Here is a 22737-nt window from a genome sequence, read left to right on the forward strand (position 1 = left end):
CACCGGGTGCGCGTGCCCGGGAGAGATGAGCCCGGCGGGATCCGAACCGACAGGGCCCTGGCCACGGGCTGATCGCATACTGGATCGTGGAGGCCGGCACCGCCGTACGTCCCCGATCGCCCGTACGTCCGCAGACCGTGGGAGCGCCCCATGAGCACGCAGGATCCCGCACCGCCGCCGCCCGGCGGCGTGCTGTGGAGCGTCGCCGGGGACATCCGCGCCCTGCTGATGCTGCCCGCCGCGCTCACCATGCAGGTCGCGCACCCGGCCGTCGGCGCCGGTGTCGACCAGTACTCCGTCTTCCGCACGGACCCGTGGGGCCGCGGCGAGCGTTCGGTGCGCTCGCTGCTGACCTGGGTGTACGGCGGCGACGCGTCCGCCGAGGAAGGACGCAGGCTGCGGCAGCTGCACCGCACCATCCAGGGCACCGACACCCGCGGCCGCGCCTACCACGCACTCACCCCCGAGTACTACGCCTGGGTCCACGCCACCGGATTCCCCGTCTACCGCCACGGCATCGGCTGCCTCTACCGCCGCCCGCTCACCGGCACCCAGGAGCGGCAGCTCTACGCGGAGTGGCTGCGGGTCGGCCGTGTCCTCGGCATCAACGACCGGGACATGCCGCAGACGATCGAGGAGTTCTGGCCGTACTACCGCAAGGTGCTCGACGAGGAACTGGAAGCGAACGATGTCGTCCGGGAACTCATCGCCACCGACCGGCCGTTGCCGCCACCGGCAACCGGGCCGCTGCCGCTGCGGCTACTGCTGCGCGTTTGCTGGCCGCTGCTCCTGCCGCCGTTCGCGCGCTTCCGGCGCTTCCTCACCATCGGGCTGATGCCGCCCGACGCACGGGCGGCGATCGGCCTGCCGTGGACGGACCGGCAGGAGCGGCGACTGCGGCGGTTCGGGCGCGTCGCGGCGACCATGGTGCCGCTGCTGCCGGAGCGGCTGCGCTATCTGCCGCCCGCCGGCGCGGCGCGCAGGGCGGCCCGGCGGAATGACGCGCCGGGTGCGACGGGTGCGCCGGGTGCGACGGGTGCGACGGGTGCAACGAGTGCGCCAGGTGCGCCAGGTGCGCCGGGTACGACCGGGAAGTGGCGGCGGCTCACGCCGAGGCGCGGCGTACGAGCGTCGTCGGGGTGACCACCGACGTCCAGGCACCGGAGTCCTGCCGGATGTCCGGACAGATGTCCACCTCTGTGTCCACCTCGGTGCTCTGCCCGGTGTCCGGCCCAGAGCTCTGCCCGGTGCTCTGCCCTGTGTCCTCGGCGCTGTCCCGTCCGTCGTCCCCGGCCGTGTCCCGCTGATGCGAGTCCTCGTCGATCACACGCATCAGCAGCCGCACCATCAGCCGCCCGTTGCCCTCGATGTCCTGACGGACCGTCGTCAGCGGGGGATCGGTGGCCTCGGCGATCGACGTCATGTCGTCGAAACCGACGAGCGCGACGTCCTCCGGCACCCGCAGGCCCCGCTCCCGCAGCACCCGCAGCGCGCCCGACGCCATCAGATCGTTCGCGGCGAACACCGCGTCCAGGTCCGGCCGCCGCTCCAGCAGCTCCGCCATGGCCCGCGCCCCGCTCTCCGCGGTGAAGGCCCCCTGGGCGATCAGCCCTCGGCCCGCCGCCCCGCCCAGCGCCTCCCGGTAGCCGTCCACCCGGTCCAGCGCGGAGGTCTGGTCGCGCGGCCCCGCGATGTGCGCGATCCTGGTCCTGCCGAGCGCCACGAGATGGCGCACCGCCTCGGCCGCGCCCCCGCGGTTGTCGCAGTCGACGTACGGCACCACGGGCCCGGAGCGGGGTCCCGAGCCGGGCCCCGGACGGCCGCCGAAGACCGTGGGCACCCCTGACTCCCGGACGATGGCGGGCAGTTCGCCGCTGTCGTGCAGCGAGAAGGCGAGCGCCCCGTCTACGTGCCCGCCGCCGAGGTAGCGGGCGATCCGGTCGTGGTCGTCCACGCCCTCCACCCACAGCAGCACCAACTGCGAGTCGTGGGCCGCCAGTTCCCGGCTGATGCCGCGCACCTGCCGCTCGAAGAACGGGTCGGAGAAGATCCGGAACTCCGGCTCGGCGATGATCACCGCCACCGCGCCGTTGCGCCGGGTGACCAGCGACCGCGCCGCGTGGTTCGGTACGTAGCCGAGCTCCGCCACCGCCTGGCGCACCCGGTCCGCCAGCGGCGCGCGGACCCCCGCACCGCCGTTGACGACGCGCGAGACCGTCGCCCGCGAGACCCCGGCGCGGGCGGCGACGGCCTCCAGCGTGGGCCGGGCTCCAGTGGTCGGATCGGACAACGGATGCTCCTCGTCGGCGCGTCGGACCGTGAACCGCAATCACACGAGGGTATCCGCAGGCGCCGCCGCCGGGACCCGGCAGGCGGCGCCGCACGACACGGCGGGCGGCCAGCGCCCCGGCCCTGGTCGTGGCCGTGCTCATGGTCCTGCTTGTGTCCCCGGCCCCGGCCCCGGCCCGCCCTGTTCACGCCTTCCGTCCGGAGCCATGTCCATGGCTCCTGCTGTCACACGAATGCCATTCGGCCGACATCCGTCACGGTGCATGCCCTCTGCCGCAGGGGAGTTGACCGGAGTACCTTCCCCGCATGCCGATACGTGCGCGGTACAGCCGCCCCAGCGTCCTTGCCCTCGCCGCCTGTGCCGCCGCGCTCACCGCACCGCTGGTGAGCGCGCCCGTCCAGGCGGCGACGACCTCCGTTGCGCACGCGCCGACCACCCCCGATGCCAGGGTGCCGGCACCCTCCCTGCCGGAGACCGAATTCGAGCGTTCCGGCGGTGAGCGCTGGACCGGCCAGCCCGCGGAATGGCGGTTCCTCGCCGCTGTCGACCGGGCGAGCGACCGGGTGTCGCTGCGCACCATCGGCACGACCGGCCAGGGCCGCCCCCTCCACCTCGTACGCATCGGCGGCGAGCGGCCCACCGCCGGCACCATGCTGCTGATCTGCAGTCAGCACGGCGACGAGCCCTCGGGCCGGGAGGCGTGTCTCACCACGATCCGCGACCTCGCGCAGGCCGGGGACGCGAAGACCCGCCGCTTCCTGGACCGTACGACCGTGCTCGTCGTGCCCACCGCCAACCCCGACGGCCGGGCCGCCGACACCCGCGGCAACGCGGACGGCGTCGACATCAACCGCGACCACATCGCCCTCGCGACCGCCGAGGGCCGCGCCCTCGCCGCCGTCATCCGCGACCAGCGTCCGGACGTCGTCTACGACCTGCACGAGTACGGCGCGACGCCGGGCTACTACGACAAGGACCTGCTCTCCCTCTGGCCGCGCAACCTCAACGCCGACCCGAAGGTGCACCAGGAGGCGCACACCCTCTCCGAGGCTCATGTGCGCCCGGCCGCCCATGAGGCCGGATTCAGCAGCGGCACCTACGGCATCTGGACGGACCCCGTCACCGGCGAACCCGTCAAGCAGGTCGCGGGCGACGGCCAGGAGCGGATCCTGCGCAACACCGCCGGCATCAAGCACTCGGTCGGCCTCCTCGTCGAGACCCGCGTCGACCCCGTGACCGATGCCGAGCAGCACGACCCGGCCCTGAACAACCGGCGCCGGGTGGCCTCCCAACTCGCCGCCCTGGACGGCGCCTTCGGCTTCGTCGACGAGCGGCGCGGCCGGATAGAGGCCGCCACCACGGCCGCCCGGCTCAAGGGGATCGCCGATCGTGGACCGGTGTACCTCGCGGGCGCCGACAACGACCCGGCGGCTCCCGAGGAGATCCTTCAGGACCCGCCCTGCGGCTACCGGCTCACGGCCGGCCAGTACGCGGATGTGCGGGACGAGCTCGCCCTGCACGGTGTGCACGTGAAGGCGGCCGGGGGCGGAGCCGCCTTCGTACCGCTGCGGCAGTCCCAGCGGGCCCTGGTTCCGCTGCTGCTGGACGGACGCGCCGCGTACCACCTCGTGGCGGGAGAGCCGGTCGCCGCCTGTTGATCCCGGGCGGGGCGGCGCCGGTGTGGTAGGGGGTACCTGGGAGCGAGATCAGTTCCACGAATTTCGTGAAAGGTACCCCTTGTCGCACGACGAACAGAGCCCGAGGCAGCGACGGCGACTGCCCGTGACGGCGGCCCTTCCGGGGCGCCACCCGCACGAGGACAGGCCGCCCGTGACCGACCGCGCGGTGTTCGGCGTGACGGCCGTCCTCACCCTCGCCTTCGTGATCTGGGGATCACTCGCCACCAAGTCCCTGGAGAGCGTCTCCGACACGTTGCTGAACGGTCTGATGCACATCGGCGGCTGGGCGTTCGTCCTGGCCGCTTCCGGCTTCGTCGTCTTCGCCCTCTGGATCGCCATCAGCCGCTACGGCAGGATCGAGCTCGGCCAGGAGCACGAGGAACCCGAGTTCCGTACCGTCTCCTGGGTCGCGATGATGTTCAGCGCGGGCATGGGCATCGGCCTGATGTTCTACGGCGTCAGCGAGCCGCTCGCGCACTTCACCAGCCCGCCGCCCGGGACCGACCCCGCCGACGCGGCCGATGCCATGCAGACCGCCATGGCCACCACGCTCTTCCACTGGACCCTGCATCCCTGGGCGATCTACGCGGTGGTCGGCCTCGCCATCGCGTACAGCACCTTCCGGCGCCGCAGGCGGCAGACCATCAGCGCCGTCTTCGAGCCGCTGATCGGCAAGCGGCACGCCGACGGCGTGCCGGGCAGGGTGATCGACGTCCTCGCGATCTTCGCCACGCTCTTCGGATCCGCCACCTCGCTCGGCCTCGGCGCCCTGCAGATCGGCAGTGGATTCGGGGAACTGGGCTGGCTGGCGAAGGCCGGTACCGGCCTTCTGGTCGCCATCATCGCCGTCCTGACGGCGGCGTTCGTCTTCTCTGCCGTCTCCGGGGTCGAGCGGGGCATCCAGTGGCTGTCCAACATCAACATGGTGCTGGCCGTGGCGCTCGCCCTCTTCGTCTTCGTCGTCGGACCGACCATTCTCGTGCTCGATCTGGTGCCGACCTCGATCGCGGCCTACATCGGCGACCTGCCGCAGCTCGCCGGGCGTACCGAGGCGTCGACCGGGGGCACGGAGGTCGCCGACTGGCTGAGCAGCTGGACGGTCTTCTACTGGGCCTGGTGGATCTCCTGGACGCCGTTCGTCGGCATGTTCATCGCCCGCATCAGCCGCGGCCGGACGATCCGTCAGTTCATCGGCGGGGTGATCCTGGTGCCGAGCACCGTCAGTCTGATCTGGTTCGCCATCTTCGGCGGCACGGCGATGAAGCTCCAGGAAGAGGGACGGCTCGGGGCCGAGTCGACGCCCGAGGGGCAGTTGTTCGGCGTGCTCCAGCAGTTCCCGGTCGCGGGCGTGACGAGCATCGTGGTCATGATCCTCGTCGCCATCTTCTTCGTCTCCGGGGCGGACGCCGCCTCGATCGTGATGGGCACGCTGTCACAGAAGGGCACCTTCGAACCGGCTCGGCTCGTCGTCGTCTTCTGGGGCGTGGTGACCGGTGCGGTGGCGGCCGTGATGCTGCTCGTCGGCGAGGGCAAGGGCGATGCGCTCGCCGGTCTGCAGCACCTGACGATCCTGGTCGCCGCCCCGTTCGTGCTGGTGATGGTCGGTATGTGCCTGTCCCTCATGCGGGACCTGCGCCGGGACCCGCTGATCGTCCGCACCGAGCTCGCCGAGGAGGCCGTGGAGGAGGCCGTGATCGCGGGCCACGAGAAGTACGCGGGTGCCTTCGAGATCCGTATCGGACCCGGACCGGTGGAGGAGAAGGGCACGACACCGGAACGGGGGGCCGGTACGGACGGGGGAGGCGAGCCCGGGACCGGCCCGGACGCCGCAGGGGACGCCTGAACGCGCGGGTCCGGTCCGATCCGCGAGAGGGGCCGGGCGGCAGGGCCGTCACGCCGGTGGCGACGCGGGGCCGTCACCTCATCAGTGCGGCGGGGCCGTCACCTCATCAGCGTGACGCGGTGCCGTCACGCCAGCAACGACGCCACCGCGTACGCGCACCCCCACGAAACCGTCACCCCGGCACCCCCGTGCCCGTAGTTGTGCAGCAGCCGCGCCCCGCCCGGCTCCCGCTCCCGCTCCAGCCGTACGCCGCCCACCCGCACCGGCCGCAGCCCCACCCGGTGCCCGAGCACCCGGGCGTCCGCGATCTCCGGGCGGATCCGCGCACAGCGCTCGACGATCGCCGCGGCCGTCGCCGGGTCGGCCTCCGGCGACCGGTCGCCCTCCTCGGCGGTGCCGCCCAGCACCAGCCGCCCGGGCTGCGGGAAGAAGTACGTGGACGTGCTCGACGCCTTGTCCGCCGCCGCGAACCACGACCCGATCCCGGGGTTCTCGACGAGCACCAACTGCCCCCGCACGGGGACCACGTCCGGGTCGGGTACGAGGTCACGCGCCCCCAGCCCCGTGCAGTTCACCACCGCGCCGGCCGCGGACCCGGTGCCCGCTTCGGCCACCGCCTCGTCGAGCGAGCCCACCTCCCGGGACTCCACCGTCCCGCCCGCCGCCTCCAACCGCCCCCGCAGCCACGCCAGATGCACTGGCATGTCGATCAGCGGAAGCCGCGCCGCGAGCCCGTAGCCGTAACCGCCCGGCACCTCGTCCGGCCCCAGCTCCCGCAGCCCCGGCACCTGCCGCGCCCAGGCGCCCAGCTCGCCGAGGCGGGACCCCGCCTCCACCCCGGGAACCAGCCGCACCCCCGTCTCCCCGGGCCTCGCCGCCAGCTCCCCGTACACCCGCAGCGACGTCAGCGACCACGCGCCGACCAGAGCCTCGGGCTCGATCCGGTAGGGCCACCACAACGCTCCCGCCACCGCCGACGTCGTCTCCGCGGCCGGCTCGCGCGTCCACACGCGCACCCGGTGGCCCCGGCCGGCCAGCACCACCGCGGTCGTCAGACCGATGACCCCGCTTCCCACCACGATCACATCGCCGCTGCGACCGCCCGTGTGACCACCCGTGTGACCGCCCATGTCACCGCTCATGGCCGGACCGTAGCCCATTCGGTAATGCCGTGCGCACGCCGCGTCGCGAGTGGGGATACTCCAGACATGTCTGCAGACATGCCTGCCGGGTACGCGACCTTCGGGCTGGCGCCGGCGATGCGGGCCGGGGGAGTCCTCGCCGACGGTGGCTACCAGGTCCACCGGGACTTCATCGACTTCGTCGTCGACGGCCGGCCGCTCCTGTTCCAGCTCTCCGACCTCGACGCCGTATCGCCGCTCGCCTCCGACATCCCGCCCGCGATCTTCACCCACCAGGTGCGCGGCCTGCTGCTGGAGGCCGACGCACCGCTGCCGGACGGGCGTTATGTGATCTACGGCTGTCCTGAGTGCGAAGGGCTCGACTGCGGCGCCGTCACCGCGGTCATCGAGCGCGACGGGGACGCCGTCGTCTGGCGGGACTTCGCCTGGCAGACGGCCGAGACCGCCGACCTGGAGCTCAACGGCTACCACGAAATAGGCCCGTTCCGCTTCCGCGCCGCCGAGTACCGGGCGGAGCTCGAACGGCTCCTCGACGCCGAGGCGTCCCGCCCGCGCCGCCGCGTCCTGCTCATCGGCGCCCGTGTGGCCGGCCTCGCCAGGCTCGCGGCCGCACTGCGCACCATCGGCATCGGCGCGGAGATCACCGACGACGTCGGCACGGTTCCGGCCGAGGAGCTCGGCACGTACGGCGCCGTCGCCTTCGGCCGCACGGCCGGCGAGCCCGAACGGGCCGCCGTACGGGCGGCGTTCGCCGCGGCCGGGGTCGACGCCGCCTACGTGGAGGGCCTCGCCCCCGTCGTTCCGCTCCTGGTCGCCCAGGTCGAACACGCCCTGGACCGGAGCCCGTCGGAACGGCGCCGGCTGACCGGCCTCACGGCCGACGGTGACGAGGCGGAGGTGACCGTCGCCTCCACCTGCCGCGTCCGGCTCGTCACCTACCGCGTCGACCGCCTCCGGCGGACCCGCACCCAGGACGTCTTCGACGGTGTCCTGGAGCCGGGCACCCACCGGATTCCGCTGGCCGCGCAGGCGGTGAAGTGGCGATCCTTCGTCGTGGCGCGCGCCATGGGGGGCGTGCTGGTCGCACCCGTGGTGCGATGAGCCGCACGGGAGGTCCGCCTCCCCGCGCCGATGAGCGGCGCACGGAGGAACGGACCGGCGATCCGTCCGCGTACCCCGGCGGACCGCGCCGTGCGCGCGGACCCGGCCCCACTCGTGCTGGAGCCACCTCCGTGCGGCCCCCCTGTGGCCGTTGCACGGGGCCGACCTCGGCACCCGTGCCTGCGACGCGGCTTGCACCGGCGGCCCGCATCCGTGGCCTGCACCCGTGGTCCGTGCCTGTGACGGGGGCTGCACCCGTGGTCCGTGCCTGCGACGGGGGCTGCACCCGTGGCCCGTGCCTGCGACGCGGCTTGCACCGGCGGCCCGCACCCGTGGCCTGCACCCGTGGCCCCGTGCCTGCGACGCGGCCTGCACCCGTGGCCCCGTGCCTGCGACGGGGCCCGCACCCGTGGCCCGCGTCTGCCTGGCCCGTGCCGCGCTTCCCCGTGGTGCCCGAGACGCCGGCGCGCGAAAACACGCTGCGCAAGCCGCTGCGCACGCACGGGACCGGTGAGCCGCTGGGCCGGCGGCCGGCCGACAGACCGACCGGGCAGCGGAAGCGCGCGGGAGCGCGCGGTGTACGGATCGTGGGCGTCGGCTGCGTCGACATGCAGCGGTCATGGTCCTCGGCCATGAACACACCTCCACGCCGCGGCACCGGCCCGCTCCGAACGTAGCCGTCGCCGGGACCGCTCGCCCTCCACCGGCGCACCGGGCTCCGCTGACCGCGTCCCGCGACTCTGACCTAGGATCGACCCCCTGATGACTGCAACCCTCGTCGCCAAGGACCTCGCCGCCGGACACGGCGACCGCTCGCTCTTCTCCGGGCTCGACCTCGTCGTCGCGCCCGGCGACGTCATCGGCCTCGTCGGGGCGAACGGAGCCGGGAAGTCCACCCTGCTCCGGCTGCTCGCGGGGCTCGACACGCCGGGACGCGGTGCGCTGCGGCTCTCCCCGCCCACCGCCACCGTCGGCCACCTGCCGCAGGAACCGGAGCGGCGTGACGGCGAGACCGTGCGCCGGTTCCTGGCCCGCCGCACCGGCGTCGACGCCGCGCAGGCCGCGATGGACGAGGCCACGCAGGGCCTCGTCGACGGCGCGCCGGGCGCCGACGACGCGTACGCCGTGAGCCTGGAGCGCTGGCTCGCGCTCGGCGGCGCCGACCTCGACGAGCGCGCCGACGAGGTCGCCGGCTCGCTCGGCCTCACCGTCGGCCTCGACCAGCCGATGACCTCGCTCTCCGGCGGCCAGGCAGCCCGCGCCGGGCTGGCGTCGCTCCTCCTCTCCCGCTACGACGTCTTCCTCCTCGACGAGCCGACCAACGACCTCGATCTCGACGGTCTGGAACGGCTGGAGACGTTCGTCCAGGGCCTGCGCGCCGGCACGGTCGTCGTCAGCCACGACCGCGAGTTCCTCACCCGCACCGTCACGAAGGTGCTCGAACTCGACCTCGCCCAACAGCAGATCACGCTGTTCGGCGGCGGCTACGAGGGCTACCTGGAGGAGCGGGAGACCGCCCGCCGGCACGCGCGCGAGGACTACGAGGAGTACGCCGACAAGAAGGCCGCCCTCGAAGGCCGCGCCCAGATGCAGCGCTCCTGGATGGACAAGGGCGTCAAGAACGCACGGCGCAAGGCCAGTGACAACGACAAGATCGGCCGCAAGTTCCGCAGCGAGGCGAGCGAGAAGCAGGCCGCGAAGGCCCGCCAGACCCAGCGGATGATCGAGCGCCTCGACGCCGTGGACGAGCCGCGCAAGGAGTGGGAGCTGCGGATGGAGATCGCCGCGGCGCCGCGCTCCGGCTCGGTGGTCGCCACCCTGCGCGAGGCGGAGGTGCGGCGGGGCGACTTCCGCTTCGGCCCGGTGTCGCTCCAGATCGACTGGGCGGACCGGATCGCCATCACCGGCGCCAACGGCTCCGGCAAGTCCACGCTGCTGGCCGCGCTTCTCGGCCGCCTCCCGCTCGACTCGGGCCATGCGGCGCTCGGCTCCGGCGTGGTCGTGGGCGAGGTCGACCAGGCGCGCAAGCTCTTCCACGGCACCGAGTCGCTGCTGGACGCCTTCTGCGCGGCCGTTCCGGACACCGAACCCGCCGAAGTCCGCACCCTGCTCGCCAAGTTCGGCCTCAAGGCCGACCATGTGCTGCGCCCGGCGGTGACGCTCTCCCCGGGCGAACGGACGCGCGCCGCGCTCGCCCTCCTCCAGGGCCGCGGGGTCAACCTCCTCGTCCTCGACGAGCCGACCAACCACCTCGACCTCCCGGCGATCGAGCAGCTGGAGTCGGCGCTCGGCTCCTACGGCGGCACACTGTTGCTGGTCACGCACGACCGGCGGATGCTGGACGCGGTCCGCACGACGCGGCGGATCGAGGTGGCGGACGGGAAGGTGACCGAGGCATGACCGGTATCCGCTTCGAGTGGGGGGCGGCCGGGGCGCGGCACGTCGCTCCGCATGTGTCCTGCCTGGTGGTCGTTGACGTCCTGTCCTTCACGACGGCGGTGAGCGTGGCCGTGGACGCGGGTACGCGCGTCTTCCCGTACCGGTGGCGGGACGCGAGCGCCGAGGAGTACGCCGCCAGGGTCGGCGCCGCCCTCGCCGTCGGGCGCCGCGAGGTCGGCGCCGGCACGCCCTGGTCCCTCTCACCTGCGGCGCTGCGCCGCGCCCCCTTCACACCGCGCCTCGTCCTGCCCTCGCCGAACGGATCGGCGATCGCCGCCGAGGCCGCCGGCCTGGGGGTGACGGTCGTCGCGGCCTCCCTGCGGAACGCCCGCGCCGTCGCCCAATGGCTCACGACCCAGGAGTACGGCACCCCCGACCGCCCGCTGGCCGTCGTCGCCGCCGGCGAGCAGTGGCCCGACGGCTCCCTGCGCCCGGCCCTGGAGGATCAGCTGGGCGCGGGCGCCGTGATCTCCATGCGCCGCGACCTCGGCGACCTCGGCGCCACCCACCCGAGTCCGGAGGCCGCGGCGGCCGCCGCGGTCTGGGACACGACGGCGGACCCGGCGACGATGCTGCACCGCTGCCACTCGGGGCGGGAGCTGACGCAGGGCGCGCACGGGGGGTTCGCCGAGGATGTGGACATCGCGGCGGAGCTGAACGGCTCGAAGGCGGTTCCGGTGCTGACGGACGGCGCGTTCACGGCCGCGCCTTGAGCCTCTCGGGCCTCTGAGCCGCTCGGGCCCCGTCCCAGCCCTCGCTCCTCCATCGCCGGAGGGGCTCGTCCCAGCCCTCGCTCCTCCATCGCCGGAGGGGCTCGTTCTGAGCCCGTCCGGCGATGGGGGACACGGCAGGAGGCCGTGCCGGGTCAGCGGCGCCGGCCGCCGCCCTCGTTCGGGTCGAGCAGGCCCGCCTTGCGCAGGGCGTCGGCCATGGCGCTGTTGGCCGGGGCCGGCGCCTGGCGGGGGGCGCCGCCGCGGGCGGCGGCGGGACGGCGCTGCTTCGGAGGGCGGCCGCCCTGTCCGCCCTGGCCCCCTTGTCCGCCCTGTCCGCCGCGGGCCTGCGCCGCCGGCCCCGCCGCCGCGTCGTCGTCCAGCCGCAGCGTCAGCGAGATCCGCTTGCGGGGGATGTCGATGTCGAGGACCTTCACCTTGACGACGTCGCCGGGCTTCACCACGTCCCTCGGGTCCTTCACGAAGGTGCGCGACATCGCCGAGACGTGGACGAGCCCGTCCTGGTGGACGCCGATGTCCACGAACGCGCCGAACGCGGCCACGTTCGTGACGACGCCCTCCAGCACCATCCCGGACGCCAGGTCCGAGATCTTCTCGACGCCGTCCTTGAAGGTCGCCGTCTTGAACGCGGGCCGCGGGTCGCGGCCCGGCTTCTCCAGCTCGCGCAGGATGTCCGTCACGGTCGGCAGACCGAAGGTCTCGTCCACGAAGTCGTCCGGCCGCAGCGACCGCAGCACTGCCGTGTTGCCGATCAGCGACGCCACCTCGCTGCCCGTCCGCTTCACCATCGACCGCACCACCGGGTACGCCTCGGGGTGCACGCTCGACGCGTCGAGCGGGTCGTCGCCGCCGCGGATGCGGAGGAAGCCCGCGCACTGCTCGTACGCCTTCGGGCCGAGCCGCGCCACGTCCTTCAGGGACTTGCGCGACCGGAAGGGGCCGTTGGCGTCACGGTGCGCCACGATGTTCTCGGCGAGTCCGGCGCCGATGCCGGACACGCGCGAAAGGAGCGGCGCGGAGGCGGTGTTGACGTCGACGCCGACGCCGTTCACGCAGTCCTCGACGACCGCGTCGAGCGAGCGCGACAGCTTCACCTCGGACAGGTCGTGCTGGTACTGGCCGACGCCGATCGACTTCGGGTCGATCTTGACCAGTTCGGCGAGCGGGTCCTGGAGGCGCCGTGCGATCGACACCGCGCCGCGCAGCGACACATCGAGCTCCGGCAGCTCCTGCGAGGCGAACGCGGAGGCCGAGTACACCGACGCGCCCGCCTCGGACACCATCACCTTGGTGAGCTTCAGCTCCGGGTGCCTGGTGATCAGCTCACCGGCCAGCTTGTCCGTCTCGCGCGACGCCGTGCCGTTGCCGATGGCGACGAGGTCGACCGCGTGCTCCTTGGCGAGCCGCGCCAGCTTCGCCAGCGACTCGTCCCACTTGTTCGCGGGGACGTGCGGATAGATCGTGTCGGTGGCGACGACCTTGCCGGTCGCGTCGACGACGGCGACCTTCACGCCCGTGCGGAAGCCGGGGTCGAGGCCGAGCGTCGCGCGCGTGCCTGCCGGGGCGGCGAGCAGCAGATCGCGCAGGTTCGCCGCGAAGACCCGGACCGCCTCGTCCTCGGCCGCCGTGCGCAGCCGCAGCCGCAGATCGATCCCGAGGTGGACGAGGATCCGGGTCCGCCAGGCCCAGCGCACCGTGTCGGTCAGCCACTTGTCGGCCGGCCGGCCGCGGTCGGCGACGTCGAAACGACGGGCGATCATGCCCTCGTACGTCGAGGGACCGGGCACGTCGGACGGCTCCTCGGGCTCCAGGGTCAGGTCGAGGACCTCCTCCTTCTCGCCCCGCAGCATCGCCAGCACCCGGTGCGACGGAAGCTCGGTGAACGGCTCCGCGAAGTCGAAGTAGTCGGCGAACTTCGCGCCCGGCCCCTCCTTGGCGTCGCCCTTGCCCTCGCGCACCTTCGCCGCGAGCCTGCCCCGCGTCCACATCCGCTCGCGCAGCTCGCCGATCAGGTCCGCGTCCTCGGAGAAGCGCTCGGTGAGGATCGCCCGGGCGCCCTCCAGAGCGGCCGCCGGGTCCGCGACCCCCTTGTCCGCGTCGACGAAGGCCGCCGCGGCCGCGAGCGGATCGACCGACGCGTCGCCGAGCAGGCCCTCGGCGAGCGGCTCCAGACCGGCCTCGCGGGCGATCTGCGCCTTGGTGCGCCGCTTGGGCTTGAAGGGCAGGTAGATGTCCTCCAGGCGCGCCTTGGTGTCGGCGGCCCTGAGCTGCGCCTCCAGCTCGTCCGTGAGCTTGCCCTGCTCGCGCACGGACTCCAGGATCGCGGTCCGCCGCTCCTCGAGCTCCCGCAGATAGCGCAGCCGCTCCTCGAGCGTGCGCAGCTGCGCGTCGTCGAGCATCTCGGTCGCTTCCTTGCGGTAGCGGGCGATGAACGGCACGGTCGACCCGCCGTCCAGCAGCTCGACGGCCGCCTTCACCTGCCGCTCGCGTACGCCGAGCTCCTCGGCGATCCTGCCTTCGATGGTCGTCGTCACGGTTCCCCGACTCGCCTTCTGCTGCTGGCTGTGCTTGGGGGCCCGGGGGCCCCTAGGCCATGTCTTTCGGATCCTGCCGGGCTCGCGTGCCCCGGCGCGCCCCGCGGCCGCAGCCGCTGATCACTGCCGGGCCGATCCGAACGGCATGCCCTACGCCTGCATTCTGCCGGGTGGCCCTACGCCGTGTCGCGCACCCCCTCCCGCGTCGGGCCCGCGCGTCAGCCCTTGCCGTTCAGGTCCGCGGGGAACGCCCCGGCAGCGACCGCCGTCAGCAGGAAGCCCCGGCCCAGCTCGGTGAGCCGTTCGACACCCGCCGCGCCGAGGTGCTCGTACGGGGCCAGGTCGAGCCGGTCCGTGGCCTCCTCGACCTCCGCCCGCAGCGCGGCGCCCTCCTCCGTCAGCGTCAACTCCGCGTCCCCGGCGAGCAGTCCGCGCCCGCGCAGCCGGTCCGCCGCCGCGTCCCAGTCGGCGCGCCGCCAGCCGCGGGTGCCGAGGACCCAGCGGGGCGCCATGCCCTTGCCGGTCGCGGTGTGGCTGACGAGGGCCTCCAGCGGGTCGAGACCGGCCGACAGCAGCGCGGTCAGATGGCCGTCGCCGCGGTGCTCGCGCAGCAGGGTCGCCGCGTGCCAGTAGGCGAGATGCGGCTCGTCGGGCACGGGCAGATCCGCGTGCGCCGCGTACAGCGGCCGGGCGTGGCGGGTGCACGCCTCGGTGGCGCGCAGCGCGAGCCGGGCCGCCTCGGCCATCTCCTCCGAGGCCACCGCCTCCGCGCCGAGGAGCCTGCGCAGCGTCGCGTCCACGGCCCGCAGCCGGGCCGTGCGCACGTCCTCGGGCGACGCCTTCTCCCAGACCGCCGGGAAGTGGCGGGCGATCAGGTCGTAGTTGTAGTTGTAGAACGTGGCCGCCACCACGCCCGGCCCGACGGCGCCCAGCGCCGCGCTGCGCCCCGCCAGGCGTGAGGCGTCCCTGTCGTCGAGGCCGATCTCGGCGAACGCGGCCTCGAAGTCGGGCGAGAAGTAGTGCGTGGAGTGCAGCGGGTTGAGCACGCCGAAGCAGCGGCGGCCGGCGCGAGGCGGGAGCGAAGTCATGCAGGCACCTTACTGACTGGTCGGTATGGCGGGAAGTGCAGGGCGACGATGGCAGGAAAGGTGGGGTACTCGTCATTGCGGTCATGCCTCCGGCGGCCGGAGCATGGAGGCATGGAGAAGCGATCCGTGCTCGTCGTCCTCTTCGACGACGTGCAGAGCCTGGACGTGACCGGGCCCGTCGAGGTGTTCGCCGGAGCCAACAAGCGCCCGTCGCCGCCGTTCACGTACGGCATCCGCACCGCCTCGCTCCGCGGGCCGGTCCGCACGTCCAGCGGACTGACGCTCGTACCGGACGGGACGCTGGACGCGTACGAGGCCGCGCCCCCGCACACCCTGATCGTCCCCGGCGGCCAGGGCACGCGCCGCCCCGACCCGGCGCTCGTCGACTGGCTGCGCGCCCACGCCCCGCGCGCCGAACGCCTCGTCTCCGTCTGCACCGGCGCCCTGCTCCTGGCCGAGGCCGGGCTGCTCGACGGACACCGCGTGACCAGCCACTGGTCCGTCTGCGCCCAGCTTGCCCGCAACCACCCCGAGGTGCATGTCGACCCCGACCCGATCTTCGTACGGGACGGCAGGCTCGCCACCTCGGCCGGGGTCACCGCGGGCATCGACCTCGCCCTCGCCCTCGTCGAGGAGGACATGGGCCGCGAGACCGCCCTGGTCATCGCCCGCCATCTGGTCGTCTTCCTGCGCCGCCCCGGCAACCAGGCTCAGTTCAGTGCCCAGCTCGCCGCCCAGACCGCACAGCGCGAGCCGCTGCGCGAGGTGCAGCAGTACATCACCGAGCACCCGGACGGCGACCTCTCGGTCGAGGCGCTGGCCGCCCGCGCCCGGCTCTCACCCCGTCAGTTCGCCCGCGCCTTCCGCGCCGAGACCGGGATGACCCCCGGCCGCTACGTCGACCGGGTCCGTCTCGAACACGCCCGGCGGCTCCTGGAGGACACCGGCGACGGCGTCGAGGAGATCTCCCGCGCCTGCGGCTACGGCACGCCCGAGGCGATGCGCCGGGCGTTCACGAAGGCCCTGGGCGCGGCGCCCGCCGAGTACCGCCGCCGCTTCCACGCACCTCTCACCGCCCGATGACCCCGTCCGACGAAAGGGACGTCCATGCAGCTCGCCATCCTGCTCTACGACCGTTTCACCCCGCTCGACGCCGTCGGCCCCTTCGAACTGCTCTCCCGGCTCCCGGGCACCGAGACCGTCCTCGTCGCCGAGGAGGCGGGCCCGGTACGCAATGACCAGGACAATCTGAGCCTCGTCGCCGAACGGAGTCTGGCCGAGGTGCCGGCCCCCGACATCGTCCTCGTGCCGGGCGGGACCGGCACCCGCCGGGTGGTGGAGAACACGGCGGTCCTCGACTGGCTCCGTACGGCCGACTCCACCAGCACCTGGACCACGTCGGTGTGCACCGGCTCGCTCATCCTCGCCGGGGCGGGGCTGCTGAAGGGCCGCCGGGCCACCTCGCACTGGCTCGCACTGGACGAGCTGGTGGCCTACGGCGCCCGGCCGGCCGAGGAGCGGGTGGTCGTCGACGGCAAGTACGTGACGGCGGCCGGGGTCTCCTCCGGGATCGACATGGCGCTGCACCTGCTCGGCCGGATCTCCGGGGACGCCGCCGCCCAGACGATCCAGCTGCTGACCGAGTACGACCCCCAGCCGCCGTACGACGCGGGCTCGCCCGCCAAGGCCCCCGAGGACATCGTGGCGCCCTGGCGGGACCAGGGCGAATGGATCCTCCACGGCGGGAGCTGACCCGCCCCCGGCCGTACCCCTGAAAGGAACCGCCATGCAGATCGCCATCCTCCTCTACGACCGCTTCACCAGCCTGGACGCGATCGGCCCGTTCGAACTGCTCGCCCGGCTGCCCGGCGCCGAGACCGTCTTCGTCGCGGAGGAGGCCGGTCCGGTGCGTAATGACCGGGACAACCTCGGCCTGGTCGCCGACCGCAGCCTCGCCGAGGTGCCGGCTCCCGACCTCGTCGTCGTGCCCGGCGGGCCGGGCTCGCGCCGGGCCCGGGCGGACGGGACCCTCGTGGAGTGGCTGCGCGCCGCGGACGCCACCAGCACCTGGACCACGTCGGTGTGCACCGGTTCGCTGGTGCTCGCCGGGGCCGGACTGCTCAACGGCCGCAGGGCCACCAGCCACTGGCTGGCGCTGGACCTGCTCGGCCGGCTCGGCGCCGAGCCCACCGGCGAACGGGTCGTCTTCGACGGCAAGTACGTGACGGCGGCCGGCGTCTCGTCCGGCATCGACATGGCCCTGCACCTGCTCGGCCGGATCGCCGGCGACGAGTTCGCCCAGCGGGTCCAGCTGATCACCGAGTACGACCCGCAGCCGCCGTACGACGCGGGCTCGCCCGCCAAGGCCCCTGAGGAGGCCGTCGCCTACTGGCGGGCGCGGGCGGCCTCCGACGACGAGCTGCGGATCCCCGACGAGGGTCCGGGCCTCAGGCGCTCCAGGTGAACCGCGGCGGCCTGCGCTCCAGGAACGCGGCGACACCCTCCGCGGTGTCGCCGCTCGCGGCCGCCTGCTCCGCCCAGTACCCGTCCCGGTCGGTGCGGCCCGACGCGAACTCCTTCGCCGCCGCCTGCGTCAGCCGCGAGCGTGAGGTGAGCACCCGCAGGAAGTCCGCGACCCGCTTGCCCAGTTCCCCCTCGGGCAGCACCTCGTCCACCAGACCGGTGCGCAGGGCCCGCTCCGTACCGATCAACTCGCCCGAGAAGAGCAGGTACTTCGTGGCCGCCGGGCCGGTCAGCGCGACCAGCCGCCGGGTCGATGACGCCGGATAGACGATCCCCAGCTTCGCCGGCGTGACCCCGAAGGAGGCCCCCTCCTCGGCGAACCGCAGATCGCAGGCCGCGGCCAGCTGGCAGCCGCCGCCCACGCAGTAGCCGCGCACGGCCGCCAGCGTCGGCTTGGGGAAGGCGGCGAGCGCGTCCTCGGCACGGACGGCCAGGCTCTGGGGATCCTCCCCGCCGCCGAGCGCCTGCCCGCGCAGCGAGGCGATGTCGGCGCCGGCGCAGAACGTGCCGCCGGCGCCGGTCAGCACCAGCGCCCGTACGGACGGGTCGCGGGCGAGACCGTCCAGGACCTCCGGCACCGCCCGCCACATCGCGGCCGTCATGGCGTTGTGCTTGCCGGGGTTGCTGATCACGACGGTGGCGACCCCGTCCGCCACCTCGGCGACGATCTGCTCCATGCGCCGGATGCTATCGGGCAGGAGCGAACCTATGATCAAGAAGGGGGTATGGCGAGGAGGCGCTGATGGCCGGTCGAACCCAGGAAGAGGGAAGCGGGACGCGCGAGGGGAGGAACCTCCGGCGCAGCTTCGGCTGGCTGACCGGGCTCGGTGTGGTCCTCGTCGTCTGCGGGCTGGTCGGACTCGTCTACGCGAACGTCGCGACGCTCACCTCGATGCTGCTCTTCGGCTGGCTGCTGCTGATCGGCGGGCTGGTCGGGCTGCTCCAGGCGATCGAGTCGCGCGGCAGCAACTACTTCTGGCTCGCGGTGATCGTGGCCGCGCTGTACATCGCGGCCGGCGTCGTCGTGATCCGCCATCCGCAGGGCACCGCCGAGGCGCTGACCATGTTCGCCGCGCTGCTCTTCCTGACCGGGGGAGTGTTCCGGCTGGTCGGAAGCGTCGTGGTGCGCGGGCCGCACTTCGGCTGGACCCTGCTGCAGGGTGTCTTCGGCCTGCTTCTGGGGGTGCTGGTGCTGGCCAACTGGCCCGACAGCAGCCGCTATGTCCTCGGCATCTTCTTCTCGCTGGCGCTGCTCTTCGACGGCCTGGGGCTCATCGCGGTCGGCGTCGGCGGCCGCCGGATCCTCGGCATGGTGGCCGAGAACGACGAGAACGACGAGAACGACGAGAACGACAAGGAAGGCAAGAGAGGCGACGACGGCAAGAGAGGCGACGGCGGCAAGGGCGCGGAGGCGTCCGAGAAGTCGACAGAAGAAGATCAGGACCAGTCGCGCAACTGACACCGTCATGCGTACTCGGTCGGATTCCGTCGATAGCGGCTGACTTCTTGTCAGCGGGCCGGTACGGACCAACCCATTCCCAACACTCGGTCAAGAAATCAATTGATTCCTGACCACACGTCACGAGGGTGGGTGCCGGACTTATGGAGAGCCCCGGGAGCATCCCGGCCCGGCCGCTGTCGTACGAAGGCGTCTGGCGGTTCACGGCACCTGCGCTCGATGTCTCCGTGCCCCAGGCCCGCCACGCAGTCCGCGACCTGATCCGCCGCCAGGGCGTGCCGGTCCACGATGACCTTCTGCAAGGGCTGCTGGTGATCGTCTCGGAGCTGGTGACGAACTCCGTCCGCCACGCGGCGCTGCTGTCGCCGCAGGTCGCGGTGGAGGTCGCGGTCGGCCCCGAGTGGATCCGGGTGGCCGTCGAGGACAACCACCCGTACCGGCCCAAGGCGCTGGAGACGGACTACGCGCAGACCGGCGGCCGCGGCCTGCTGCTCGTCAAGGAGATCACCCGGGAGGCGGGCGGCACCTGCGACGTCGAGCACACCGCGACCGGCGGAAAGATCATCTGGGCCGCGCTGCCGCTGACGACCCTGGGCGTCCGCGGCGAGGGCGCCTTCTAGGTCGTGTCTGACAAATGGCGCCGTCCGCCCGCAGGGCGGGGTGCGCGGCGTCCGGTGCGTGCAATCGCAAGGCGGAGGATCATCCTCGTACTGGACGTACTTGGATGACTCCGACAACGCAGCGTGGGGGCACCTCCCGTGCCCGAAGGGCTACGGGGGAGTGCGTGCCGGGCGTCGCGCGCCAGGCGGGATTTGTCAGACACGGCCTAGGGGGGCGCCGCGAGCCCGGCATGGTCCACCGGACACCCCCGGGCTCCGGGGCGCGCGGCCTCCCCGGAGCGTACGGTCACCAGCCCCCGGCCGGGCCCGTGAGTTCCTTGATCGCCGGGCGCGCCGCGTCCAGCACCGTCATGAACCACGCGGAGAACGGGTCGCGCGCGTGCCGCTCGGCCAGCTCGGCCGCCGTCACGAACGCCGTCTCACCGATCTCCTCGGGGTCGGGCCGCAGCTGGGCCTGCACCATGCCGACGAAGAGGTGGTTGTACTCCTGCTCGACCAGGCCCGACGCCGGGTCCGGATGGTTGTAGCGGACCGTGCCGGCCTCCGCCATCAGCGACGGCGACACGCCCAGCTCCTCATGCGTCCGGCGCGCGGCGGCCGCGAACGGCGCTTCGCCCGGGTACGGGTGCCCGCAGCAGGTGTTCGACCAGACACCGGGGGAGTGGTACTTCCCGAGCGCGCGGCGCTGGAGCAGCAACCGCCCCTGCTCGTCGAAGAGGAACACGGAGAACGCCCGGTGCAGCTGTCCGGGTGCCTGATGGGCGGAGAGCTTCTCCGCGGTGCCGATGGTATGGCCGTTCTCGTCGACCAGTTCGAGCAAGATCGGCTGCTGGGTGCCGTTGGGCGAGCTGGTCGCCGCGGTGGCGGGTGTGGTCGGCATAGCCATCCTTCGCTTCGGTCCTCGGCCCTGCGGGGGCCACCACAGTCTGCCGTACAAAAGCGGCTTGTCCGCACTTCACCGCCTTGGGCATGTCCGCGCCTGCCGCACGGGTGCGCGGCAGGCGCGGACACGGTCCTCAACGGCTCGGAGGCCGAGCGCCCCCGGCGAGGTGAGCGTGCCCTGCGGCGCAGTCGTGGAACCGTTCACGACCGGCCGCGCCCCGTACACACCCGCGCCGGGTGGCTCAGCGGCCGTCCACGGGGCGCAGCACACGGCCCGTGTAGCCGTACTCACCCCCGTCGCCGCCGTGGTCGCGCCACATGGCGAGCTCGGCCTTCGTGCCGGCCAGCGCCTGCGCCATGCCGGGGGCCGTGGCATCGGCGGCGTCCGCACGGGCGGCGAGCGGACCGTAGTACTCCTCCCAGTCGCTCGCGGGCAGACGGTGCACGCCCAGTACGTCGTACCCGGCAGCCACGGCGGCCGCCGTGTTCGCGGCCGTCGTACGCAGCGGGTAGTGCTGCTCCCAGAAGGCGCGGGCCTCCTCGCTCGGCGAGCCGGCGGTCCACTCGCACTCGGTGACCACGAGCGCGCCGCCGGGCGCGAGCAGCCGGCGCCAGTCGCGCAGGGCGGTGTCGAAACCGATCGCGTACGCCGAGCTCTCCGCCCAGACCAGATCGAACGATCCGTCGGGATACGGCAGCGCGCCCATGTCGGCGTCGACGGCACGGATGCGGTCGCCGAGCCCGCGGGCCTCGGCGGCCCGCCGCAGTTCGTCGAGGAACGGCCCGTGCAGATCGACGGCCGTGACCTCGGCGTCGGCCTCGGCGGCCAGCAGCAGTGCGGCGCGGCCCGGGCCGCAGCCCAGGTCGAGGACGCGCGGACGGGACGGCAGCGGACCCGCGGCAGCCGCGAGGGTCAGCAGACGGCGGGTGGTGGCGTCGGAGCCGGGCCCCTGGCGCGGCAGTCCCTGGTGAAGAGCGAAGAAGGCGTCGCGAACGGCGTTGTCGGACAACGTGGGAAAACCTTTGGGGTGAGCGGGCCCCGGCAGACGTACGGGATGACGTACGGAACCGGGTCAGCGTACGGAACCGGATCGGTCGGGCGCCCGGAGATCGATGACGGGCCGGGTGCTGCGCTCGGCTGGAGATCCCCCCACGCCGGCGCAGGGGGAGTCCGCGGCGACGGTCATCGACCTCGACTCCCCTCGGATCCATGATCCTGATCCCTGCTTCCCCGAGATCACGGCTGCGCGCCAATCTAGCAGCGCGCAGCGCGCGGCGGGCCGTCAGTGGCAGAGCCCCGCCTCGTGCGCGGCATGACCGCTCGGCTCCAGCTGGAACGTGCAGTGCTCGACGTCGAAGTGCGAGCCCAGGCAGCCCTGGAGATCGTGCAGCATCTTCTCGTGGCCGACCGCGTCCAGGACGTCCTGCGCGACCACGACATGGGCGGAGAGCACCGGCATCCCCGAGGTGATCGTCCAGGCGTGCAGATCGTGGACGTCCTCCACGCCGGGCAGGGCACGTATGTGCTCGCGCACCTCCGCCATGTCGACCCCCTTCGGCGCCGCCTCCAGGAGCACGTCCAGCGTCTCCCGCAGCAGCTTGACCGTCCGGGGCACGATCATCAGGCCGATCAGCAGGGAGGCGATCGGGTCGGCGGCCTGCCAGCCGGTGGCCAGGATGATGACCGCCGAGATCAGCACGGTCAGCGAGCCGAGGGTGTCGGCGAGGACCTCCAGATAGGCCCCGCGCACGTTCAGGCTCTCCTTCTGGCCGCGCATCAGCAGGGTGAGCGACACCATGTTGGCGACCAGGCCGACGACCGCGAACGCGATGGTCAGGCCGCCGTTGGTGTCGGCCGGGGTGATGAAGCGCTGGACCGCCTCGTAGAGCAGATAGCCGCCGACGCAGAGCAGCAGCAGGCAGTTGGCGAGCGCGGCGAGGATCTCGGCACGGGCGAAGCCGAAGGTGCGGCTGGTGTCGGCGGGGCGGTTGGCGAAGTGGATCGCGAGCAGCGCCATCGCGAGGCCGAGGCCGTCCGTGGCCATGTGCGCGGCGTCGGCGACGAGGGCCAGCGAGTCGGCAAGGATCCCGCCGACGATCTCCAGCGCCATCACGCCGAGGGTGATCGCCAGGGCGATCCGCAGACGTCCTTTGTAGGCGGCGGCCGCGGTGCCGGTCGGTGGGGGACCGCCGTGCGCGTGTCCGTGGTCGTGCCCAGCCCCCATGCGAGCCGCCTCCCGGATTGTGGGTCCGATCTGTCCGAGTGGCCAGTGAACTACGGGTGGGGGGTATCGGGCAACACGACGCTGAACACCGTTGTCATATGCTCTGACCTGCGGCGATGGCCCCAGGTCAGAGCGTTGCGGGCGGACTGTGGATCAATGGTTGTGGATCAACGGCTGGGGA

Annotated in this window: 18 protein-coding genes and 1 pseudogene; 11 read left to right on the forward strand and 8 right to left on the reverse strand. The window is 73.1% G+C overall.

Translation table 11 applies throughout. The annotated features are described in order from the left end of the window. The first annotated feature begins 150 nt into the window (after positions 1-150). Positions 151-1143, forward strand: coding sequence for an oxygenase MpaB family protein (locus KK483_RS31995; protein ID WP_262008696.1), 993 nt, complete (start codon positions 151-153; stop codon positions 1141-1143). Here KK483_RS31995 and KK483_RS32000 read toward each other — a convergent pair. Beyond that, entirely contained in the window at positions 1106-2290 is a 1185-nt protein-coding gene (locus tag KK483_RS32000) for a LacI family DNA-binding transcriptional regulator (RefSeq protein ID WP_399015539.1), read from the reverse strand. The two genes, KK483_RS31995 and KK483_RS32000, sit on opposite strands and share 38 nt — an antisense overlap. Before the next feature lie 305 nt (positions 2291-2595). On the opposite strand from KK483_RS32000, the gene KK483_RS32005 reads away from it, so the two are divergent. Both KK483_RS32005 and KK483_RS32010 read left to right on the forward strand, forming a co-directional pair. Beyond that, complete coding sequence (locus tag KK483_RS32005) at positions 2596-3948, forward strand: M14 family metallocarboxypeptidase (protein ID WP_262008697.1); 1353 nt, start codon at positions 2596-2598, stop codon at positions 3946-3948. Between the two features lie 118 nt (positions 3949-4066). Next, the gene (locus KK483_RS32010) at positions 4067-5812 is read left to right on the forward strand and encodes a BCCT family transporter (protein ID WP_262009781.1); all 1746 of its coding nucleotides are present in this window, start codon (positions 4067-4069) and stop codon (positions 5810-5812) included. A gap of 125 nt (positions 5813-5937) precedes the next feature. Here KK483_RS32010 and KK483_RS32015 read toward each other — a convergent pair whose 3' ends face one another. Beyond that, entirely contained in the window at positions 5938-6954 is a 1017-nt protein-coding gene (locus KK483_RS32015) for an FAD-dependent oxidoreductase (protein WP_262008698.1), read from the reverse strand. A gap of 78 nt (positions 6955-7032) precedes the next feature. Here KK483_RS32015 and KK483_RS32020 point away from each other — a divergent pair, with 78 nt between their 5' ends. From KK483_RS32020 to KK483_RS32030, 3 genes are all read left to right on the forward strand, one after another. Then, entirely contained in the window at positions 7033-8055 is a 1023-nt protein-coding gene (locus KK483_RS32020; protein WP_262009782.1) for an oxidoreductase, read from the forward strand. Positions 8056-8817: 762 nt separating this feature from the next. After that, the gene (locus tag KK483_RS32025) at positions 8818-10455 is read left to right on the forward strand and encodes an ABC-F family ATP-binding cassette domain-containing protein (RefSeq protein ID WP_262008699.1); all 1638 of its coding nucleotides are present in this window, start codon (positions 8818-8820) and stop codon (positions 10453-10455) included. Next, positions 10452-11207 carry a 2-phosphosulfolactate phosphatase gene (locus KK483_RS32030; RefSeq protein ID WP_262008700.1) on the forward strand — a complete coding sequence of 252 codons (756 nt, stop codon included), beginning with the start codon at positions 10452-10454 and terminating at the stop codon, positions 11205-11207. The genes KK483_RS32025 and KK483_RS32030 overlap by 4 nt, the downstream gene beginning before the upstream one ends. Positions 11208-11359: 152 nt before the next feature. Here the strand turns inward: KK483_RS32030 and KK483_RS32035 are convergent, their stop codons facing one another. After that, a complete protein-coding gene (locus KK483_RS32035) occupies positions 11360-13759 on the reverse strand; it encodes a Tex family protein (RefSeq protein ID WP_262008701.1) in 2400 nt (799 codons plus the stop codon). A 218-nt stretch (positions 13760-13977) separates the two neighbouring features. Next, positions 13978-14847 (reverse strand): SCO6745 family protein, encoded by an 870-nt coding sequence (locus KK483_RS32040; protein ID WP_262008702.1) that lies wholly within the window; start codon positions 14845-14847, stop codon positions 13978-13980. 111 nt (positions 14848-14958) lie between these two features. Here KK483_RS32040 and KK483_RS32045 point away from each other — a divergent pair, with 111 nt between their 5' ends. From KK483_RS32045 to KK483_RS32055, 3 genes are read left to right on the forward strand one after another with little or no spacing between them, the layout of a single operon-like run. Next, on the forward strand, positions 14959-15930 hold the full coding sequence (locus KK483_RS32045) for a GlxA family transcriptional regulator (RefSeq protein ID WP_262008703.1): 972 nt from the start codon (positions 14959-14961) through the stop codon (positions 15928-15930). A gap of 24 nt (positions 15931-15954) precedes the next feature. Next, a complete protein-coding gene (locus KK483_RS32050; RefSeq protein ID WP_262008704.1) occupies positions 15955-16599 on the forward strand; it encodes a DJ-1/PfpI family protein in 645 nt (214 codons plus the stop codon). 34 nt (positions 16600-16633) lie between these two features. Further along, positions 16634-17311: a DJ-1/PfpI family protein gene (locus KK483_RS32055; RefSeq protein WP_262008705.1), complete on the forward strand. Its 678-nt coding sequence runs from the start codon at positions 16634-16636 to the stop codon at positions 17309-17311. Here KK483_RS32055 and KK483_RS32060 read toward each other — a convergent pair. Then, positions 17295-18047: an enoyl-CoA hydratase/isomerase family protein gene (locus KK483_RS32060; RefSeq protein ID WP_262008706.1), complete on the reverse strand. Its 753-nt coding sequence runs from the start codon at positions 18045-18047 to the stop codon at positions 17295-17297. The two genes, KK483_RS32055 and KK483_RS32060, sit on opposite strands and share 17 nt — an antisense overlap. A gap of 65 nt (positions 18048-18112) precedes the next feature. Between KK483_RS32060 and KK483_RS32065 the strand changes: the two genes are divergently transcribed. Together KK483_RS32065 and KK483_RS32070 are read left to right on the forward strand one after the other, a co-directional pair. Continuing rightward, complete coding sequence (locus KK483_RS32065) at positions 18113-18829, forward strand: HdeD family acid-resistance protein (protein WP_262008707.1); 717 nt, start codon at positions 18113-18115, stop codon at positions 18827-18829. Between the two features lie 143 nt (positions 18830-18972). Next, positions 18973-19449, forward strand: coding sequence for an ATP-binding protein (locus KK483_RS32070; protein WP_262008708.1), 477 nt, complete (start codon positions 18973-18975; stop codon positions 19447-19449). Positions 19450-19735: 286 nt separating this feature from the next. Here KK483_RS32070 and idi read toward each other — a convergent pair whose 3' ends face one another. The 3 genes and pseudogenes from idi to KK483_RS32085 form a co-directional block, all read right to left on the reverse strand. Continuing rightward, entirely contained in the window at positions 19736-20329 is a 594-nt protein-coding gene (gene idi / locus KK483_RS32075) for an isopentenyl-diphosphate Delta-isomerase (RefSeq protein ID WP_262008709.1), read from the reverse strand. A 247-nt stretch (positions 20330-20576) separates the two neighbouring features. Continuing rightward, positions 20577-21341: pseudogene (locus tag KK483_RS32080) on the reverse strand (class I SAM-dependent methyltransferase); the annotation flags it as partial. Positions 21342-21614: 273 nt separating this feature from the next. Then, on the reverse strand, positions 21615-22556 hold the full coding sequence (locus KK483_RS32085) for a cation diffusion facilitator family transporter (RefSeq protein ID WP_262008710.1): 942 nt from the start codon (positions 22554-22556) through the stop codon (positions 21615-21617). Between the last annotated feature and the right edge of the window lie 181 nt (positions 22557-22737).

Source organism: Streptomyces sp. FIT100 (assembly GCF_024584805.1).
Taxonomy (GTDB): domain Bacteria; phylum Actinomycetota; class Actinomycetes; order Streptomycetales; family Streptomycetaceae; genus Streptomyces.

What these genes read in the sequence shown, in the direction of transcription:
- KK483_RS32020 (WP_262009782.1), top strand. Translation starts at nt 7,033, where the DNA reads ATGCCTGCCGGGTACGCGACCTTCGGGCTGGCGCCGGCGATGCGGGCC.
- idi (WP_262008709.1), bottom strand. Translation starts at nt 20,329, where the DNA reads ATGCCGACCACACCCGCCACCGCGGCGACCAGCTCGCCCAACGGCACC.
- KK483_RS32050 (WP_262008704.1), top strand. Translation starts at nt 15,955, where the DNA reads ATGCAGCTCGCCATCCTGCTCTACGACCGTTTCACCCCGCTCGACGCC.
- KK483_RS32040 (WP_262008702.1), bottom strand. Translation starts at nt 14,847, where the DNA reads ATGACTTCGCTCCCGCCTCGCGCCGGCCGCCGCTGCTTCGGCGTGCTC.
- KK483_RS32060 (WP_262008706.1), bottom strand. Translation starts at nt 18,047, where the DNA reads ATGGAGCAGATCGTCGCCGAGGTGGCGGACGGGGTCGCCACCGTCGTG.
- KK483_RS32065 (WP_262008707.1), top strand. Translation starts at nt 18,113, where the DNA reads ATGGCCGGTCGAACCCAGGAAGAGGGAAGCGGGACGCGCGAGGGGAGG.
- KK483_RS32005 (WP_262008697.1), top strand. Translation starts at nt 2,596, where the DNA reads ATGCCGATACGTGCGCGGTACAGCCGCCCCAGCGTCCTTGCCCTCGCC.
- KK483_RS32025 (WP_262008699.1), top strand. Translation starts at nt 8,818, where the DNA reads ATGACTGCAACCCTCGTCGCCAAGGACCTCGCCGCCGGACACGGCGAC.
- KK483_RS32085 (WP_262008710.1), bottom strand. Translation starts at nt 22,556, where the DNA reads ATGGGGGCTGGGCACGACCACGGACACGCGCACGGCGGTCCCCCACCG.
- KK483_RS31995 (WP_262008696.1), top strand. Translation starts at nt 151, where the DNA reads ATGAGCACGCAGGATCCCGCACCGCCGCCGCCCGGCGGCGTGCTGTGG.
- KK483_RS32015 (WP_262008698.1), bottom strand. Translation starts at nt 6,954, where the DNA reads ATGAGCGGTGACATGGGCGGTCACACGGGTGGTCACACGGGCGGTCGC.
- KK483_RS32070 (WP_262008708.1), top strand. Translation starts at nt 18,973, where the DNA reads ATGGAGAGCCCCGGGAGCATCCCGGCCCGGCCGCTGTCGTACGAAGGC.
- KK483_RS32045 (WP_262008703.1), top strand. Translation starts at nt 14,959, where the DNA reads ATGGAGAAGCGATCCGTGCTCGTCGTCCTCTTCGACGACGTGCAGAGC.
- KK483_RS32030 (WP_262008700.1), top strand. Translation starts at nt 10,452, where the DNA reads ATGACCGGTATCCGCTTCGAGTGGGGGGCGGCCGGGGCGCGGCACGTC.
- KK483_RS32055 (WP_262008705.1), top strand. Translation starts at nt 16,634, where the DNA reads ATGCAGATCGCCATCCTCCTCTACGACCGCTTCACCAGCCTGGACGCG.